General features: G+C 69.6%; 17 protein-coding genes. 10 read left to right on the plus strand and 7 right to left on the minus strand.

Annotated features, from left to right (window positions below):
• The first annotated feature begins 94 nt into the window (after nt 1-94).
• The 4 genes from VF647_15340 to VF647_15355 all read left to right on the plus strand — a co-directional run bounded on the left by VF647_15340 (nt 95) and on the right by VF647_15355 (nt 4,080).
• Nucleotides 95-1,255, plus strand: coding sequence for an acyl-CoA dehydrogenase family protein (locus VF647_15340; protein HEX8453475.1), 1,161 nt, complete (start codon nt 95-97; stop codon nt 1,253-1,255).
• A gap of 33 nt (nt 1,256-1,288) precedes the next feature.
• Entirely contained in the window at nt 1,289-2,932 is a 1,644-nt protein-coding gene (locus VF647_15345) for a benzoate-CoA ligase family protein (GenBank protein HEX8453476.1), read from the plus strand.
• A gap of 28 nt (nt 2,933-2,960) precedes the next feature.
• On the plus strand, nt 2,961-3,359 hold the full coding sequence (locus tag VF647_15350) for a RidA family protein (GenBank protein ID HEX8453477.1): 399 nt from the start codon (nt 2,961-2,963) through the stop codon (nt 3,357-3,359).
• Nucleotides 3,360-3,627: 268 nt separating this feature from the next.
• Nucleotides 3,628-4,080 (plus strand): hypothetical protein, encoded by a 453-nt coding sequence (locus tag VF647_15355; protein ID HEX8453478.1) that lies wholly within the window; start codon nt 3,628-3,630, stop codon nt 4,078-4,080.
• Nucleotides 4,081-4,277: 197 nt separating this feature from the next.
• On the opposite strand, the gene VF647_15360 is transcribed toward VF647_15355, so the two are convergent.
• Complete coding sequence (locus VF647_15360; protein ID HEX8453479.1) at nt 4,278-5,504, minus strand: erythromycin esterase family protein; 1,227 nt, start codon at nt 5,502-5,504, stop codon at nt 4,278-4,280.
• Nucleotides 5,505-5,801: 297 nt separating this feature from the next.
• On the opposite strand from VF647_15360, the gene VF647_15365 reads away from it, so the two are divergent.
• On the plus strand, nt 5,802-7,424 hold the full coding sequence (locus tag VF647_15365) for a hypothetical protein (GenBank protein ID HEX8453480.1): 1,623 nt from the start codon (nt 5,802-5,804) through the stop codon (nt 7,422-7,424).
• Between the two features lie 105 nt (nt 7,425-7,529).
• Here the strand turns inward: VF647_15365 and VF647_15370 are convergent, their stop codons facing one another.
• From VF647_15370 to VF647_15385, 4 genes are all read right to left on the minus strand, one after another.
• Nucleotides 7,530-7,859 (minus strand): helix-turn-helix transcriptional regulator, encoded by a 330-nt coding sequence (locus tag VF647_15370; protein ID HEX8453481.1) that lies wholly within the window; start codon nt 7,857-7,859, stop codon nt 7,530-7,532.
• Between the two features lie 36 nt (nt 7,860-7,895).
• On the minus strand, nt 7,896-8,222 hold the full coding sequence (locus tag VF647_15375; GenBank protein ID HEX8453482.1) for a type II toxin-antitoxin system RelE/ParE family toxin: 327 nt from the start codon (nt 8,220-8,222) through the stop codon (nt 7,896-7,898).
• 272 nt (nt 8,223-8,494) lie between these two features.
• Nucleotides 8,495-9,070 (minus strand): hypothetical protein, encoded by a 576-nt coding sequence (locus VF647_15380; protein HEX8453483.1) that lies wholly within the window; start codon nt 9,068-9,070, stop codon nt 8,495-8,497.
• A gap of 13 nt (nt 9,071-9,083) precedes the next feature.
• Nucleotides 9,084-10,232: a zinc-dependent alcohol dehydrogenase gene (locus VF647_15385; GenBank protein ID HEX8453484.1), complete on the minus strand. Its 1,149-nt coding sequence runs from the start codon at nt 10,230-10,232 to the stop codon at nt 9,084-9,086.
• A gap of 229 nt (nt 10,233-10,461) precedes the next feature.
• On the opposite strand from VF647_15385, the gene VF647_15390 reads away from it, so the two are divergent.
• Nucleotides 10,462-11,235 (plus strand): hypothetical protein, encoded by a 774-nt coding sequence (locus VF647_15390; GenBank protein HEX8453485.1) that lies wholly within the window; start codon nt 10,462-10,464, stop codon nt 11,233-11,235.
• A gap of 68 nt (nt 11,236-11,303) precedes the next feature.
• Here the strand turns inward: VF647_15390 and VF647_15395 are convergent, their stop codons facing one another.
• Nucleotides 11,304-11,624 carry a hypothetical protein gene (locus VF647_15395; GenBank protein HEX8453486.1) on the minus strand — a complete coding sequence of 107 codons (321 nt, stop codon included), beginning with the start codon at nt 11,622-11,624 and terminating at the stop codon, nt 11,304-11,306.
• A 268-nt stretch (nt 11,625-11,892) separates the two neighbouring features.
• A complete protein-coding gene (locus VF647_15400; GenBank protein HEX8453487.1) occupies nt 11,893-13,593 on the minus strand; it encodes an AarF/UbiB family protein in 1,701 nt (566 codons plus the stop codon).
• A gap of 229 nt (nt 13,594-13,822) precedes the next feature.
• On the opposite strand from VF647_15400, the gene VF647_15405 reads away from it, so the two are divergent.
• The 4 genes from VF647_15405 to VF647_15420 all read left to right on the plus strand — a co-directional run bounded on the left by VF647_15405 (nt 13,823) and on the right by VF647_15420 (nt 17,222).
• Nucleotides 13,823-14,104: a DUF1279 domain-containing protein gene (locus tag VF647_15405; GenBank protein ID HEX8453488.1), complete on the plus strand. Its 282-nt coding sequence runs from the start codon at nt 13,823-13,825 to the stop codon at nt 14,102-14,104.
• A gap of 55 nt (nt 14,105-14,159) precedes the next feature.
• Nucleotides 14,160-14,834: a phosphatase PAP2 family protein gene (locus tag VF647_15410; GenBank protein ID HEX8453489.1), complete on the plus strand. Its 675-nt coding sequence runs from the start codon at nt 14,160-14,162 to the stop codon at nt 14,832-14,834.
• Between the two features lie 653 nt (nt 14,835-15,487).
• The gene (locus tag VF647_15415; GenBank protein HEX8453490.1) at nt 15,488-16,714 is read left to right on the plus strand and encodes a DUF1343 domain-containing protein; all 1,227 of its coding nucleotides are present in this window, start codon (nt 15,488-15,490) and stop codon (nt 16,712-16,714) included.
• Between the two features lie 28 nt (nt 16,715-16,742).
• Nucleotides 16,743-17,222, plus strand: a complete 480-nt coding sequence (locus tag VF647_15420) for a hypothetical protein (protein ID HEX8453491.1) — start codon at nt 16,743-16,745, stop codon at nt 17,220-17,222.
• Nucleotides 17,223-17,291: the final 69 nt, after the last annotated feature.

Below are 17,291 nucleotides of genomic sequence, written 5' to 3' on the forward strand. Positions count from 1 at the left end.
ACACAGAGACACAGAGAAAGACTTAGAAGTTCTCTCTCTGTGTCTCTGTGTCTCTGTGTGAGATTGTCGTTGGGGCGCTTGCATCGTGGCGCCGATGCCTGATCGCACCTTTTTGTCGTGGCCCTTCTTCGACGAGGGCCACCGGCGGCTCGTGGCGGAGCTGGATGCGTGGATTCCGCGCGAGATCTCGCCGCTCGCGAATGCGCACGCCGACGTGGACGCGACGTGCCGTGAGCTCGTGCGAAGGCTGGCGGCGGGCGGATGGCTGCGCTACGCGGTTCCGGCCGCGCAGGGCGGCGCGCACGAGCGGCTGGAGGTGCGCTCCCTCTGCGTGATCCGCGAGCTGCTGGCGCACGCGTCCGGGCTGGCCGACTTCGCGTTCGCCTTGCAGGGGCTCGGCGCGGGACCGATCTCGCTCTTTGGGAACGATGACCAGCGCGCCCGCTGGCTTCCGGCGATCGCGGCGGGGGAGGCGGTGATGGCGTTCGCGCTCTCGGAGCCGGATGCAGGGTCCGATGTGAGCGCGATGACGACGACGGCGCGGCGGGCGGACGGCGGCTACGTGATCGACGGGCGCAAGACGTGGATCTCCAACGCCGGGATCGCGGACCGCTACACCGTCTTCACGCGCTTCCCCGAGGCCGGCGAGCGCGGGTTCGCCGCCTTCGTGGTGGATGCCGACAACCCCGGCCTACGCGTCTCCGAGCGCATCGACGTCACCGCGCCGCACCCGCTGGGCACCGTGGACTTCGATGGGTGCCGGGTGGGCGCCGATGCGCTTCTCGGCGAGGCGGGGGGCGGGATGAAGGTGGCGCTGGGGACGCTGGACGTCTTTCGCTCGACCGTGGGCGCCGCGGCGCTGGGCTTCGCGCGGCGGGCGCTCGACGAGGCGGTGGCGTTCACCACGGCGCGGCAGGTGTTCGGCAGCGTGCTCAGCGAGCACCAGCTCACCCGCGCCGCGCTCGCCGAAATGGCCGTTGCCGTGGACACCAGCGCGCTCCTCGTATACCGTGCGGCATGGACGCGCGACGGCGGCGCACCGCGCGTCACCCGCGAGGCGGCCATGGCGAAGCTGCACGCCACCGAATCGGCCCAGCAGGTGATCGACCGGGCCGTCCAGCTTCTCGGCGCGCGCGGCGTCGTGGCGGGGAGCGTGGTGGAATCGCTGTATCGCGAGGTGCGCGCCCTCCGCATCTACGAGGGCACGTCCGAGATCCAGAAGCTCGTCATCGCCGGCCAGCTCCTCGCCAGCTGAAGACGCAGGCCGCTGTTCATCCACCCCCAACGGATGCCGCCCATGCTCCAGGCGACGGTGCAGGCCGCCCCCACGGCGCACGCGGACACCTTTGCGCGCGACCATCTTCCGCCGCGGGAGCTGTGGCCGGAGATCGACCTCTCCGGCGTGCCGGCGCTGGCGGGACGGGCGCGCATCAACGCCGCCGCGGAGCTGGTGGACGCGCGCGTCGCCGCGGGCGATGGCGAGCGGACAGCGCTCGTCTTTGCTGGCGGACGGTGGACGTACGCGGAGCTGATGGAGAATGCCAACCGCATCGCCGGGGTGCTGCGCGACGATCTGGGGCTGGTGCCAGGCAACCGTGTGCTGCTGCGCGGCTTCAACTCGCCGATGATGGCCGCGGCGTGGTTTGGCGTGCTCAAGGCGGGCGGCATCGTCGTCGCCACCATGCCGCTGCTCCGCAACCGCGAGATCACGACGCTGCTGGACCGCGCCCGCATCCGCTTCGCCCTCTGCGATGCGCGGCTGCTGGACGAGATGCCGGGGCACGCGCCGTCGCTGGAGCGGACGGTCGTGTTCGGCGCGGAGGGCGACGACTCGCTGGAGGCGCGGATGGCGCGGCAGCCGGCGACGTTCGCGAACGTGGATACGTCGGCGGAGGACGTCGCGCTCCTCGCCTTCACCTCGGGGACGACGGGGCAGCCAAAGGGGGCGATGCACTTCCACCGCGACCTTCTGGCCGCGGCGGACACCTTTTCGGCGCACGTGCTGCGTCCGGGGCCGGACGACCTCTTCTGCGGATCGCCGCCGCTGGCGTTCACGTACGGGCTGGGCGGCTACCTCCTCTTCCCCATGCGCGCGGGCGCGGCGACGCTGCTGCTGGAGCAGGCCACCCCGCCTCAGCTTCTGCAGGGAATCCAGGACCATCGCGCCACCATCGTCTTCACCGCGCCCACAGCCTACCGAGCGATGTCGGGGATGGTCAAGGACTTCGACATCTCATCGCTGAAGAAGTGCGTCTCGGCGGGGGAGACGCTCCCGCTGGCGACGTTCGAGGCGTGGCGCGAAGCGACCGGGCTGCGCATCATCGACGGCATCGGCTCCACCGAGATGCTGCACATCTTCATCAGCGCCGCGGACGACGACATTCGGCCGGGCTCGACGGGGCGCCCGGTGCCGGGTTACCGCGCCACGCTGCTGGGCGATGACGGCCAGCCCGTCGCGCCGGGCGAGCTGGGGCGGCTGGCGGTGCGCGGGCCGACCGGGTGCCGCTACCTGGATGACGACGAGCGACAGGCGAAGTATGTGGAGAACGGCTGGAACATCACCGGCGACGCGTACAGGATGGACGAGGACGGCTACTTCTGGTTCCAGGCGCGCAACGACGACATGATCATCTCCTCCGGCTACAACATCGCCGGCCCGGAGGTGGAGAATGCGCTCCTCGAGCACCCCGCCGTCCTGGAGTGCGCCTGCGTCGCCGCGCCGGACGAGGAGCGCGGCCACGTGGTCAAAGCCTTTGTCGTCCTCCGCGACGGCAATGTGCCCGGGGACGAGATGGTGAAGGCACTCAAGGAGTTCGTGAAGCAGCAGATCGCGCCCTACAAGTATCCGCGCCGCGTGGAGTTCGTCCACTCCCTCCCGCGCACCGCCACCGGCAAGCTCCAGCGCTTCCGCCTGCGGGACCCGGCCACCTGATCCCTAGTCCCTAATCCCTGATCCCTACTTGATTGACATCCTCCAGCCCGACGGTTGGGCGAAGCCGCGCGGCTACGCGAACGGCACCGCGGCATCGGGCCGCGTCGTGTTCACGGCGGGGCAGATCGGATGGAATCCGCGCACCTGCGAGTTCGAGACGGACGACTTCGCCGCGCAGGTGGGGCAGGCGCTGCGCAACGTTGCCGCCGTGCTCGCCGAGGCGGGCGCGCGGCCGGAGCACGTCACCCGCCTCATCTGGTACGTCACCGACCGCGACGCCTACCTCTCCGCCGGCCGCGCGCTCGGCGACGCATACCGCGAGGTGTTCGGCCGCCACTACCCCGCGATGGCCGTCGTCGTCGTTGCAGCGCTTCTGGAGGCGCGTGCGCTCGTCGAGATCGAAGCGACCGCCGTGGTGCCGGAGTAGGTGCATCCACAAGCCTGGTTTCACCGGAGTGATTCAGATGTTTATGGCGTAAGGTTGGGTTTAATGGCGTAAGGTCGAGTTTTTATGGCGTGATGCTCGGTTTAAGTGGCGCGACCACGGGTTAATGGCGTGAGCCCGCCTAAGGTGCTTGCGATCACCATCGCCTTTGTCGAACGGGACGCACATGCGGCTACTCTGCATCGCGGTTGCCGGGCTGCTCGTGCTGGGCTGCACCAACGGGCGCCCCGTGCCCACGGATACGGCGGCGATGGGTGAGCTCGGCGATCTGCGGATCGGGATGAGCCGCGCCGTTGCCAAGCAGATCGCCAACCGGAACGTGATGTACGAGGAGAGGATCACCTGCAGGTCACACCCCGGCTACCAGTACTGCACCAGACACGCGCTGTCGGTTGACAGCGAAAGGAATGTAGGGCTGCTCTTCCAGAACGACACCCTCCGCGCGCTGTCGTGGAAACGCTCCGGAGATTTCGCCGCGCTTCGCCGGCGGTACGCGCATTTCGGCGAGCCCCAGCGGGTGCACAGCGGACGCTCGCCTCGGCCGCGCGACGTATTCGCGGAGTGGGTCAGTGCCGACTCCACCGTGATACGGACCGCGGTGTGCCACGACGGGAGAAGCAAGCCGATCTGTGCGATCATCGCCGCGTCCACCACGCCGGCGCAGGTGCGGAAAGGCGCCGCGGAGTACCAGAGGCCCAGATGACATCACGGCTAAACCGGGGTGCGGAGCGGCGGAGGGCACGGGCGGCCACGTGGGGCCGCCCCTACGACATCGGTGCGTGGGGGCGGGGAACGGGGGGCGGGGCGAAGGAGGGCAGACACGCAGGTCTGCCCCTACGGGATCGGTGCGTTGGGGGCGGGGAACGGAGCAGCACGGGGCACGGGCGATGAATCGCGCCCCTAGCGCGGAGCGAGGGTGCTCGGCGTCATGACGCGGGTGAAGATCATTCCGTCGAACACGGCGGTCCAGTCGCCGCGGAGGTCGGAGTAGCCGAACGGGCGCGAGTACGTGTCGGTGAGCCAGTCGCCGCCCGCGGCCCGCTGGCGGAAGTCGATGAAGGCGTAGTCGAACGGGGTGGCCGCGAAGTGGGTCTCCAGCGACTCCAGCAGGTTGGGGCGGATGGTCTGCGGAGCGCCGCCCACCTGGCCGAAGCTCCCCCCTGCCGCCGTGAAGCCGATGGAGTACATCTCCACGCCGGGCGCGCGGTACACCTGGTCCCCCATGTGCACCGTCCAGCCGCTCGCAAAGGGCCGCACCCCCTCGCTCGTCCTGAGGGGCGCCAGGTTGCGCGCGGTGTGCGCGCTGGCGGCCCACACGATGATCTTGCGCCCCGGATAGTAGTTGTTGGCGAGCCACACCAGGTTGGCCCCCATTTGCGCGTCGCGTGGGTTGTTGTCCTCGGAGGTGGGTGGAGTGTTGGCGGCCCACCTCATCCGCGCATACGATTCGATGCTGGACAGCGCCTGCATCCAGAAGAGCGCCTCGCGGTCGCGCTCGCTGCGCGCGAAGGCGTCGAGCCGCAGCGCGCCCAGGATGCGGAGGAGGCGTGCCTGATCGGCGAGCGAGGGCTTCGGCTGAGAGCCCGTGACGGCGAGATCCGTGAGGGTGGCGGCGGCGGCGGGCCACTCCGGGTCGTCGGCCACGGGCGAGCCGATGCCGCGCGCGAACGCCAGCACGTGCGCCGAAAGCGAGTCGTCGGCGATGGTGCCGGTGAGCTGGTTGTCGAAGCCGGCCATTTCCAGCGGGCGGGCCGTGCCCAGGGTCCGCGAGACGTAGTCCAGCGTGGGGAGCACCTGCTCGCTCCGCGTCCAGATCCCAAAGATCCCGCGCCGGCTCGCCGCCAGCACGTCCTCGCCGGCGCGGATGTGGTCCCACACCTCGTGCACGTCGTAGATCCCGCTTTCCCACGCCAGCACGTCGAAGCCCATCTCCTGGTGCAGAAAGGCGATCAGGCGCGCCTTGGCCAGGAACGTGGTGCCGTCGCCATGCGACTGCTCGCCCAGCATCACCATCCGCGCGCCGCCGATGGCCGCGCGCAGCGGCTCCAGGTCGCGGAAGTCGTTGCCGATGGCGAGCGTGGCGATGGGGTGCGCGTTCGCGGCCAGCCACTGTGCCTCTGGAGACAACGTGGGCGGCGGCGGTGACGGAGGCGGAGTGGTCGTCGCCGTGCTCGATCCATCGCACGCCGCGAGTACGAGCGCGCAGAGGGCGAGGCGAGTACGCGCGGGGAGTGAGGAAAGGAGCATTGAATCACTCCGGATGCGGGGCGGTGCACCTGTGGCGAGGCATCGTGCCACACGAGTGATGCTGGCAAAGCGCAGGCCGCGCGAGCTCCCCCCGGCTCCGGTTGACAGGCGCCGCACGCCGCCGATAGCGTAGCAACCATCCCCTGGAACGCGCCCGACCCCACAGCTGAGATCTCCATGCGTCTGCACCGCCTGATCGGCTCCGCCCTGCTGGCCCTCGCGCTGGGGTCCACGAGCGCCGCGGCGCAGCGCGCGCCGCTGGACTCCGCGCGCATTTCCGCGCTCAAGGACGAGATCGCGCGCGAGATCGACGGGATGCACACCTTTACGCAGCAGATGGTCGACCAGGTCTTCTCGTACGGGGAGCTGGGCTTCCAGGAGAGCGAGAGCTCGCGCTACCTGGTGGGCATCCTGCGTCGCAACGGCTTCACGGTGCAGGAGGGGATCGCGGGCATCCCCACCGCGTGGATGGCGACGTGGGGCACGGGGAAGCCCGTCATCGCGCTCGGGTCGGACCTGGACGGCATTCCGCAGGCGTCGCAGAAGCCGGGCGTGGCCTACCGCGACCCGCTGGTGGAGGGCGCGCCCGGCCACGGCGAGGGGCACAACTCGGGGCTCCCGGTGGTCATCACCGCCGCCATCGCCACCAAGAAGGTGATGCAGCGCGAGGGGATCGGCGGCACCATCCGCATCTGGCCGGGGGTGGCGGAGGAGCTGGTGGCGGCCAAGGCGTGGTTCGTACGCGCCGGCTTCTTTCGCGACGTGGACGTCACCATCTTCACCCACGTGGGGAGCAACCTGAACGTGTCGTACGGCCCGTCGGACGGCACGGGGCTGGTGAGCGTCCTCTACCGCTTCCAGGGCGAGACCGCGCACTCCGCCGGCGCGCCGTGGCGGGGGCGCAGCGCGCTGGACGCGGTGGAGCTGATGAACGCGGGGTGGAACTACCGGCGCGAGCACCTTCGGCTGCAGCACCGCTCGCACTACGTGATCCCCGAAGGCGGCGACCAGCCCAACGTGGTGCCGCGCTCGGCCGCCGTCTGGTACTACTTCCGCGAGGTGGAGTACCCGCGCATCCGCGAGCTGTGGGAGATCGGCAACCAGATCGCGCGCGGCGCCACGCTGATGACGGGCACCACGCTGGACACCATGCAGGTGCTGGGAGCCGCCTGGCCGCGGCACTTCAACCGCCCCGTGGCGATGGCGATGTACGACAACATCCGCCGCGTGGGCCTTCCGCGCTGGGACGAGGCCGACCAGACGCTCGCCCGCGCCGTGCAAAAGGAGTTGGGCAACGAGAATACGCCCGGCCTCGACACCGCGCTCGCCAAGATCGACAGCGGCGTGCCGCCCGAGCAGAACCGCGGCGGCGGATCGGACGACATCGGCGACATTTCGTGGGTCGTGCCCACCATCACGCTGCGCTACCCGAGCAACATCCCCAACCTGCCGGGGCATAACTGGTCGAGCGCGATCGCCATGGCCACGCCCATCGCGCACAAGGGCGCCACCGCCGGCGCGAAGGCTACGGCGATGACGCTGCTGGACCTGTTCACCAAGCCCGCCCTGGTGGACAGCGCGTGGAGCTACTTCCGCAACGTGCAGACAAAGGACGTGAAGTACGAGCCGCTGATCCGCCCCGGCGACCAGCCGCCCGTGTACATGAATGCGCAGGTGATGCAGCGCTACCGTCCCGACATGCGGCGGTTCTACTACGATCCCACGCGCTACCGCACCTACCTGGAGCAGCTCGGCATCAAGTACCCGACTGTCCGCGCCCCCGAAGCGCCGAAGCCCTGAACGGCGGGTCTCACGCGGAGACGCGGAGGCGCAGAGAGCACCGCAACTGCATGGCTCACACAGAGACACAGAGGCACAGAGAGGAGCATCTCTCTGTGCCTCTGGTCATGCGGCGGGGTCCACCACCCGGACGCGCGCCGTCTCGTCCTGCTTGGGAGTGAAGCGTAGCTCGACGTCCATCCCCAGGCGCGTCAGGAGGCGGAGGAGGGTGTCGATGGAGAAACGGTCGAGCCTGCCGCGGCGCAGGTCCGAGATGCGCGGCTGCGTGGTGCGAAGCAGACGTGCGGCGTCCGCTTGGGTCAGTCCGCGCTCCTCGACACGACGGACGATCGCGATTGCGAGGTCCGCCTTCGCCAGCTGTTCGTCGGCGTTAGCGAGCCCCAGATCCGCGAAAACGTTCGCGCTGCCCTCAATAATGCGGATGTCGTCGCTCATCGTTCCCTCGCTCTGCCTGCGATTCAGGTTCTGCGCTTATCTGCCTTCGTGCATCCGCCGGGCGGCTTCGAGCCGTGCACGGACCAGATCCATCTCGTGCTTCGGGGTGCCGATGCCATGCTTGCTCTTCTTCTGGAAGACGTGCAGGACGTACACTGCGCTCCCAAACCTTACCGTGTAGATGGCCCGGTAGGTGTCGCCCGCATGGTCCTCTACCACCTCCAGCACGCCTGCTCCGTGGAATCCGTGGAGCGGCTTGGCATCCGGGTGCTTCCCGCCGTCCTGCGCGGTTCGGAGCGCGAATCCAAAGGCGCGCTTCACCAGTGTCGGTAGGGCACTAAGATCTTCCAGCGATGATCCCACCCAGCGGATCGGCTTCGGCGGCCGCTTCGGAAAGGAATATATACGTACTGGCATTTGCCACAAGGTAGCAACGCTTTCGTAGGTAACCTCACGGGTTTCCAGAAGATAACCTCTCCACACTCCGCCTCAGGATTTTGCAGGTGAAAGCGGTCACGCGTACGGCAGACCTGTTTGGCGGGAGACACAAGAGGCTCTCCATGAATGTCCTTGAACAGTGAAAGGCCCCGCACCCGACTCCGGGTGCAGGGCCTTCGTCACGATGCGCGCGGGGGTCAGCGGTCGCGGCCGCCTGTGAGGGCGCGGACGCCCGCGTAGGCCAGGCCGCCGGCGATCACCCAGGGGGCGGCCACGATGAGCGGGTCCATCCACGTGTGCTTCAGGTCCGCGCGGCCCTGGCCGATGCGGGAGCGGATGGGGTGCGCCTTGAGCTCGCCCAACACACCGGTCTCGGTGATCGGGTTGTCCGGATGGCCGGTGAGGAGCGAGCCCAGGTTGCTCTCCAGCGCATCGACCCGGTCGGCGGCCATCAGGATGAGCCAGTGCGCGGCCGTGGCCTCGCTGTACGAGGCGTACGCCCACTTCCGCATGATCCCCGAAAGGCCCTTCGGCGGGCACGATGTGCCGAAGACCGGGGTCAGCATGTTGTGCTCGATCGACCTCTCGCGCGGCCACTTCTCCTCCTGCCGCTCCGGGAAGTGCCAGTGCGCCCCGTTCAGCGTGGGGTCGAACCGCTCCTGCGGGTGCGAGGGGCGGTCCGCCGGGTCCAGGTCCACGCCCCAGCCAGGGATCCGCCGGCGCAGTTCCTCCACCGGGATGGGGAGGGGCGGCTTTTCGTGGGTGTAAGGCATCGTTCGCTCTCCCTCAGTGGGCGTTGGGGACGACGACCGGCTTGATGCAGCCGTCCAGCTTCGAGGAGAAGATGTGGTACCCCTCCGCGATGTGCTCCAGCGGGATGCGGTGGGTCACCAGCTCGCTCGGCTTCAGGTAGCCGTTCTTCACGTGCTCGAAGAGGCGCGGCCACTGGCGCTTCACCGGGCACTGGTTCATGCGCAGCGTGAGCCCCTTGTTGAAGGCGTCGCCGAACTTGATGGCGCTGAACATCGGGCCGTACACGCCCACGACGGAGATGGTGCCGCCCTTGCGCACCGAGTCGATCGCCCAGTTCAGCGCCACGGGCGAGCCCCCCTGCAGCTTGAGCTTGACGGAGGTCACGTGCTGGAAGAAGGCGCCGTCCGCCTCGGCGCCCACCGCGTCGATGCACACGTCGGCGCCCAGCCCGCCGGTGATCTTCTTCATGTGCACGATCAGGTCGTCGTGCTCCGTGAAGTTGATCGTCTCCGCGTGGGCGAAGCTGCGCGCCTTCTCCAGCCGGTACTCGATGTGGTCGATGACGATGACGCGCCCCGCGCCCATCAGCCACGCGCTCTTGGCCGCGTAGAGCCCCACCGGCCCCGCCCCGAACACCGCCACCACGTCGCCCTCGCGGATCTCGCCGAGCTGCGCCCCGAAGTACCCCGTGGGGCAGGCGTCGGTGAGCATGACGGCGTCCTCGTCGTCCATCCACTCGGGGATGATGGTGGGGCCCACGTCGGCGAAGGGGACGCGCACGAACTCCGCCTGGCCGCCATCGTAGCCGCCGGTGGTGTGCGAGTAGCCGTAGATGGCGCCCGCCGCCGTGGCGTTGGCGTTGGCGTTGTGGCAGTTGCCCTGCAGCCCGCGCGCGCAGAAGAAGCACGAGCCGCAGAAGATGTTGAAGGGCACCATCACCCGGTCGCCCGGCTTCAGGTTCTGCACCGATGAGCCCACCTTCTCCACCACGCCGATGAACTCGTGCCCGAACGTCGTCCCCACGCGGGTGTCGGGCACCAGCCCGTGGTACAGGTGAAGGTCCGATCCGCAGATCGCCCCCATGGTGACGCGCACGATGGCGTCGTTGGGGTGCTCGATGGGCGGGATGTCCTTCTCCTCCACCCGGATCCGGTACGGGCCGCGGTAAACCATCGCGCGCATGCGTGAGCTCCTTGTTCTGTGAGGTCGCCGGCCACCCGCGCGGGTGACGGGGGCGGTCCCGTTCGCATCAGGCGTGCCGGGAGGTTTTCAGTGCGGAGCACGCCGGTTCCGTATTGCACAAGCTTTGTAATAAGTTATTGCACCCGGCCTGCTTCTTGCCCCTCCACGGCGCCCCGGGTGGGTGGAAGTCGCGCGATCCAAACGACTTGTGACGACGAGGAGGGGCCCGATGCAGCAGAGCGGAAGCGGTGGTTCAGGGAACCAGGGCAACATGCAGAAGATCGGCGAGGGGCTGGGCGGCATGCTGGGCCAGATGGCCGACAACGCCATGTCGATGTTCGGGCCCATGCTCAACAACATGGGCGGGTGGTGGGCCCAGGCGGGGAACGCGCAGCAGGGGGGCGGCGGCACGGTGCACGCCTCCTTCAACAGCGAGGCGGACAACCGCTGCCGCAGCCACTTCGAGGCGCAGGGGCGCGCCCAGGCCGGCGGGCAGGCGAGCACGGGTGGCAGCGTGGGTGGCGTGACCGGCAGCATGTCCGGCGGCGGCGCGTCGGGGTCGATGCACGCCTCGGGGAGCACCGCGGGCGGCGGCGCCTCGGGCGGGATCAGCGCGCAGGGGAGCACGCAGGGCCGCGCGCGCAGCTACGAGGAAGTGCGCCCGCTCTACCAGTTCGGCCACATGGCGGGCCAGAACCCCGACTACCAGGGCCGCGCCTTCCACGAGGTCGAGGGCGAGCTGCAGAGCCACTGGGGCACCGAGCAGTCGCAGCAGCACGGCGCGTGGCCGGACGTGCGCGGCTACGTGGAGTTTGGCTACTCCGGCCAATCCTCCGGCGGATCGTCTTCGGGCGGCGCGTCGGGAGCCACGGGCGGGATGAATGCCTCGGGAAGCACCGGCGGCGCGTCGGGCAGCGCGGGTGGTGGCGGCGGAGGCTTCCACGCCTCGGGCAGCATCGACACCAGCGGCGGCACGGGCGGCACCGGCAACACCGGCCCCTGAGCCGACGCGGGTGAACAAAACGGGGGAGCGGCCAGCCAGCCGCTCCCCCGTTCTTCATCCTGCTATCCTCACGCCGCGTTGAGCGGATCCGTCCCGAGAGTCAGCTCGAACACGAGCCCCGGCTCCATCCGGGCCCGCACGAACTCCTCCGCCTCAGTCCAGCACCCGTGCCCCTCCCCAGCGGCCGCCGAGAAGTCCGCCGTCTCGCCGCGAGCCGGCGCGGTCCCTTCGGCGCCGGGCCGCAGCCCATCGACGCGCATGACGGGAACGCCAGCCTCGGCGGCCCTGTTGATCAACAGGATCGCGTCCGTGGCCGTGAGCAGCAGGTGGCCGCCGTGGTGCGGCACGGCGCGGCTCGCGAACTCACGAGCCAGGATCTCCGCTTCCATCTCCGCCTCCGAAGGGTGGGATACCGAAAAGATCTCCCGCCAACAACCGCACAAACCCCGCCCGCGCGCACCGCTCGCCACCACCCGAGACCGCTTCAGCGGTCTTCGCGTAGTTCCAGCCGGGGGATTCATCCCCCGGCGTTCGGCGCCGGCATTCGGCGCCCCGCCGAACCCACCGCCCGGCACCCCCCCCCGCCCCTGCCAACCTGCGAAGGCAGGTTTCCCGCGGTTGTTGCAGCGGTTTCAACCGCCGGGCCCGGCCAGCCCCTCACCCCGTCTTCCCCCTCCCCCGCCTCCTCCCCGACTCCCCCCGCACGTCCGTCATCAGGATGGTGACCACCAGGAACAGCCCCATCACCGCCGCCGCCAGAAAGAGCAGGATCGCGAGCCCCGGATACCCCATGATGCGGAATGGCGTGTCCACGCGCATCATCATCGCCGCGCCGATGATCAGCGCCGCGAGCACCAGGCCGACCGTGATGCGGTTGGAGATCTTCTGGAGCCCCTCCATCATCCACACCTCTTCCTTGACCCTGATCCCCACCTCCAGCTCGTTCTCCGCCACGGAGTCCAGCACGCGGTTCAGCCGGCCCGGGAGGCGCTGCACGAACTCGTTCAGCTCCAGCAGGTTGGCGAACATCGCGGCGGGCGATGCGTTACGAAGCATCCGTTGCTGCATCACCTCCGACGAGTGGCGCCGGATGGCCGCGTTGGGGTCGAACTCGGGGTCCAGCGTGCGCCCCGCCTGGTCCAGCGCCAGGAAGGCCCGCCCCAGCGTGCTGATCTGGCTGGGTAGGATGATGCCCGATGTGGCCGCGATCTTGGTCAGCTCGATGACGACGCGTCCCAGCTCGATCTCCCGGGCGGTGGCGCCGTAGAAGCGGCTCACCAGCTCGGTCACCTCCCGCACGAACTTCTCCTCCTCCCACAGCCCCTCCAGCGGCGTCCCCATGGCGATGGAGATGCGCGCCGCCTCCTCGCCGTTGCCGTCCGCCACGGCGAGCATCAGGCGCAGCAGGTGGTCCTGCAGGGAGGGCGGAATGCGGCCGACCATCCCCAGGTCCAGCAGCGCGACGCGGCCGTCCGTCGTCACGAACACGTTGCCGGGGTGCGGGTCCGCGTGGAAGAAGCCGTCCACCAGGATCTGCTTGAGGTACGCCTGGAAGAGCTCCTCGGCCAGCGCGACCCCGTCGATCTCCATGTGCCGGAGCGGACTCAGCTCCGTGATCTTGCGGCCGCGCACGTACTCCATGGTGAGCACGCGCGTGCGGGTCAGCTCATCCATGGCGGAAGGGATCGCGATGCGGTCGAACTGCGCCAGGTTGCGCCCCAGAGTGGCGAGGTTGGCCGCTTCGCTCTTGTAGTTGAGCTCGTCCAGGATGTTGCGCCTGAACTCCTGGATCAGCCCCAGGACGCCGTAGCGCTGCCCCACCTCGGTGCGCCGCTCCGCCATCGCGGCGACCTCCTCCAGCGCGTCGAGGTCGTCGGTGATGCGATCGCGGACGCCGGGGCGCTGCACCTTGACCACCACCCGCCGCCCGTCGTGCAGCGTCGCCTGGTGCACCTGGCCCAGCGACGCCGCCGCCATGGCCTTGGGGTTGAACTCCGCGTACGCCTCGCCGATCGTCTTCCCCAGCTCCTCCTGGACGATGCGCTCCACCTCCTCGTACGGAAACGCCTCCAGCTTGTCCTGCAGGCGGGAGAGCGCATCGACGTACGCCTCGGGCACCAGGTCCGGGCGCGTGGAGAGGAGCTGGCCGAGCTTGACGAAGGTGGGCCCCATCCGCTCCAGGTCCGCCGCGAGCGCCTCCGCTTCCGGCGCCGCGGCGGCGGTTTCGGCGGCGGTGGGCTCTTCCACGACGGCGTCCAGCCCGGCCGTGTTCACGATGTCGCTGCGGCCGTACTTGATGAACAGCTTCGCGAGCTCGGCGTAGAGCTTCAGGTGCTTCGGATTGAGCGAGATCCCCATGCCTATGCGTCGCCTTGGTGTGGGCGGAGCGCAGGCGCGCCCGCGGAAAGGGTGTACGCGCGCAAGCGCAGGAAGCATGCTCGGTTAGGGAACGGCGGGTCTCACGCGGAGGCGCGGAGGCACGGAGGAGGAACCGCAACTGCTTGGCTCACACAGAGACACAGAGGCACAGAGGAAAAGAGGGGAGCACGACTGGACGGCCCGAGCGGTCGTTGGTTAGGATGGAGGGATGAAAATCAACTTCAAGGAAACGCTCGCCGAGTACGGCCGCGTGGCGATCGCGGTGTACCTCGTCATCTTCGTGGCCACCCTGGTGGGAAGCTGGATGGCGATCCGGATGGGATGGCGACCGTCAGGAGCGGCGGGGAACGCGGGGACGTTTGCGGCGGCCTACCTCGCCACCAAGCTGACGCAGCCGCTCCGCATCGCCGCCACGCTGGTGCTCACGCCCGTGGTGGCAAAGGCGCACGAGCGAATCACGCGCGGACGCGGCCGTCGTCTGGACGCGTGATGCGCTGTACCACGGCGAGGGGCGCGGCGGTACGGATTTGGCTTTGCGCGTCCGCATGAACAGACGCGATTCCAACGAAGGGATGTCCGGCCACGGGCGCGCGCTCGCCCTGGCGGCCGTGGCGCTGCTCGCCGGTGCGGGATTCGGGCGCCTCGCCGCGGCCGTTGCGCGCCGCGACACCGCGGATGCCGACGAGGCGCTCCACGAGGCCACCGCCGTCGCCGAGGACCACCCGGTTCGCGAGGCCGCGGCCGCCATCGCGCCCGCGGGGAAGAAGCGGTATTACGTGCCCGCGGCCCTGTGTGCCTCGGCGGTCGTGCTGGCCGCGCCGGGCGCGCGCGAGCCCGGGGCGCTTCGCTCGCGTGGTGCGGGCGTGGGCGCGATCCTCCTGGCGGCCGCGGCGGCGCGAGGGCTCAACCCGGCGTTCGACCGCTGGCTTCCCCAGCCGCCACCGCCTCCGGGCCATCCTCCCGACCGCCCCGTCTTTCCGAGCGGCCACGCGTTCGGCCCCGGCGCCGTCTTCCTGGCGACCGCGTACGTGCTGGCGCGCGAGGGTCTGGCCCCTGCCGCCATCACCTTCCCGCTCGCCCTCACCGTTCCGCTCGTGATGTCCGGCGCGCGCGTGCTGGAGGAGAAGCACTGGGCATCCGACGTCGCCGGCGGGTACCTGGGCGGAATCGCGCTGTCGGCGGCGTGCCTGGCGGGCTACGAAGCCGCGCGCGGTTCTTAAAACCTGCGTCTCACGCAGAGACGCGGAACAGCCTGGCTCACGCGAAGGCGCAGCGGCGAGAAGACCCTCTCTCTGCGACTCCGCGGCTCCGCGTGAGCCCCGCCGTTTTCAGACCGCACGCGGATACCCATTGAAGCCGCCACGACGCCAGCCGGAAAGGCCGGGAACGACACCACGCGGAGCGACGAAGGCGTTGACGAGCGGGAGGTTGATGATGATCTGCAGCATGGCGGGCCTCGTGTGTGATAAGGAGTAGGGTCCATCGGGTTCGGCCACCTATAAGGCGAGGATCGGACCCTTTTGGCCCAGATTGTAAGTCGTTGCAGATCAACCGGATAGCAAAAAGGCTCGTCGCGGAACCGGCTCGCCTTCGGGATTCACGCGTCCCAAAGGCGGACACTCGGGCGATGCCCTCACCCCCGCTCGTTCCTCGCTGCCCCCTCTCCCGATAACAGGAGAGGGCTCCGCCCTCCCGTCATCGAGAGAGGGGGCGTTAAACTGCCCTGCGGCCCGCCCGTGTCGCGCGATGCCTCACGAGACCGCTTCAGCGGTCTTCGCGTCGTTCCAGCCGGGGGCTTCAGCCCCCGGTGTGGTACGCCCGCATACGCGCGCCTCGCATTGCAACGCCGCGCCCCCCGCCCTATGATCCCCGCATGAAACGACACATCGCCCTCCCCGCGCTCCTGGTGCTGGCGTGTGCTCCCGCCGAGCCGGGTGCACCCGAGCCCGTTCAGACGACGACGATCCGCCCGGGCATCGAAGTGTTCCTGGAGCGCCCGCCGGCGGCCGTCGTTGGGAAGCGGGTGGGGCTGATCACGAACCACACGGGCGTCGACAGGCAGGGCCGCAGCTCGGCCGACCTGCTCGCCGCATCGCCGCATTTCAGGCTGGTGTCGCTGTTCGGCCCCGAGCACGGCATCCGCGGCGTGCTCGCAGACGGCGACGTGGTTGCGTCCGGGCGCGACGAGAAGACGGGGCTTCCCGTGCACTCCCTCTACGGCGACACCCGCGAGCCGACCGAGGAGATGCTGCGCGACGTGGACGTGCTGGTCTTCGACATCCAGGACGTGGGCGCGCGGACGTACACCTACGTCTCCACCATGGCGCTGGCGATGCAGGCGGCGAAGAAGAAGGGCATACCCTTCATCGTCCTCGACCGCCCCAACCCCATCGGCGGCGAAGTGGTGGAGGGCGGGATGCTGGAGCCGAAGCACGCCACCTTCGTGGGGATGTACCCCATCGCCCTGCGCCACGGGATGACGGCGGGCGAGCTGGCGCGGCTCTTCAACACCGAGTTCAACATCGGCGCCGACCTGACGGTGGTGCCGGTGGAGGGGTGGCGCCGCTCCACGTGGTTCGATGCCACTGGCCTCCCGTGGCTGAACCCGTCGCCCAACATCCGGCGGCTGGAGGCGGCGATCCATTACCCCGGCACCGTCCTCTTCGAGGGGACCAACCTCTCCGAGGGCCGCGGCACCGACCTCCCCTTCGAGCAGGCGGGCGCCCCCTGGCTCGACGCCCCCGCCGTCGCCGCGGAGCTGAACCGGATGCGGCTTCCGGGCGTGCGCTTTGAGGCGGTGCGCTACCCGATCGGGAGCAGCGCGGCGAAGTACCCGGGCCAGACCGTCCCCGGCGTGCGCTTCATCCTGACCGATCGCGCCAGCTACCGCCCGGTCCGCACCGCGCTGATCGCCATCGACGCGATCCGCCGCCGCCATCCGCAGCACTTCCGCTGGAGCGGGACGATGGACCGGCTGGCCGGCACGGATCGCGTGCGCAGCGCCATCGAGGGCGGCACCCTTCCCGCGCTGCTGGCCGATTGGGATCGCCAGGCGGAGATCTTCCGCGTGAGCCGCGCGACGGCCCTCCTGTACAACTGACCCTGGAACGGCGGGCCTCCCTTTACCGATGAAAGCCACGGATCTGGACGAGGTGCAGCGCATCCTCAAGGTGCTGCGCAGGCTGGCGCCGCACACGGTCTGGTTCGGCTCCGTGTCTGGCGAGACGGAGCAGGAATGGGAGTGGATGCTGGAGTCGCGTGCCGGCGGCCTCCCGTCGAACACCGAGATCACCGCGATGGAGATCACGGCGCGGCAGGGCGGCAACACGCGCACGGCGCCGCCCTTCATCGGCGCGACCACGGAGCGGCGGCACAAGGGCGTGCGCATGACGGTGGACGTGGGAAGCGCCCACCTCCGCTTGATGGCCCAGTCGCCGGGCCTGGCCCCCTTTGGCGCCTGGCTCCACTCCTTCTACGACGACCTCGCTGCCCGCTACGCCGCCCAGGCCCCCGTCTGGGATCCCGAGCCCCCGCGCGTCGACACTGCCGAAATCGTGCGAACGCTGGACGAAGCCCGCGACCGCTGGTGCGGGAATGGAAGTGCGTGAGTGCGTGAGTGCGTTAGTGCGCAGGTGGCCGCGTACTTCCCCCGTTTGTCATCCTGAGCGCCGCGCCGC

The sequence above is a fragment of the Longimicrobium sp. genome, assembly GCA_036387335.1.
Taxonomy (GTDB): domain Bacteria; phylum Gemmatimonadota; class Gemmatimonadetes; order Longimicrobiales; family Longimicrobiaceae; genus Longimicrobium.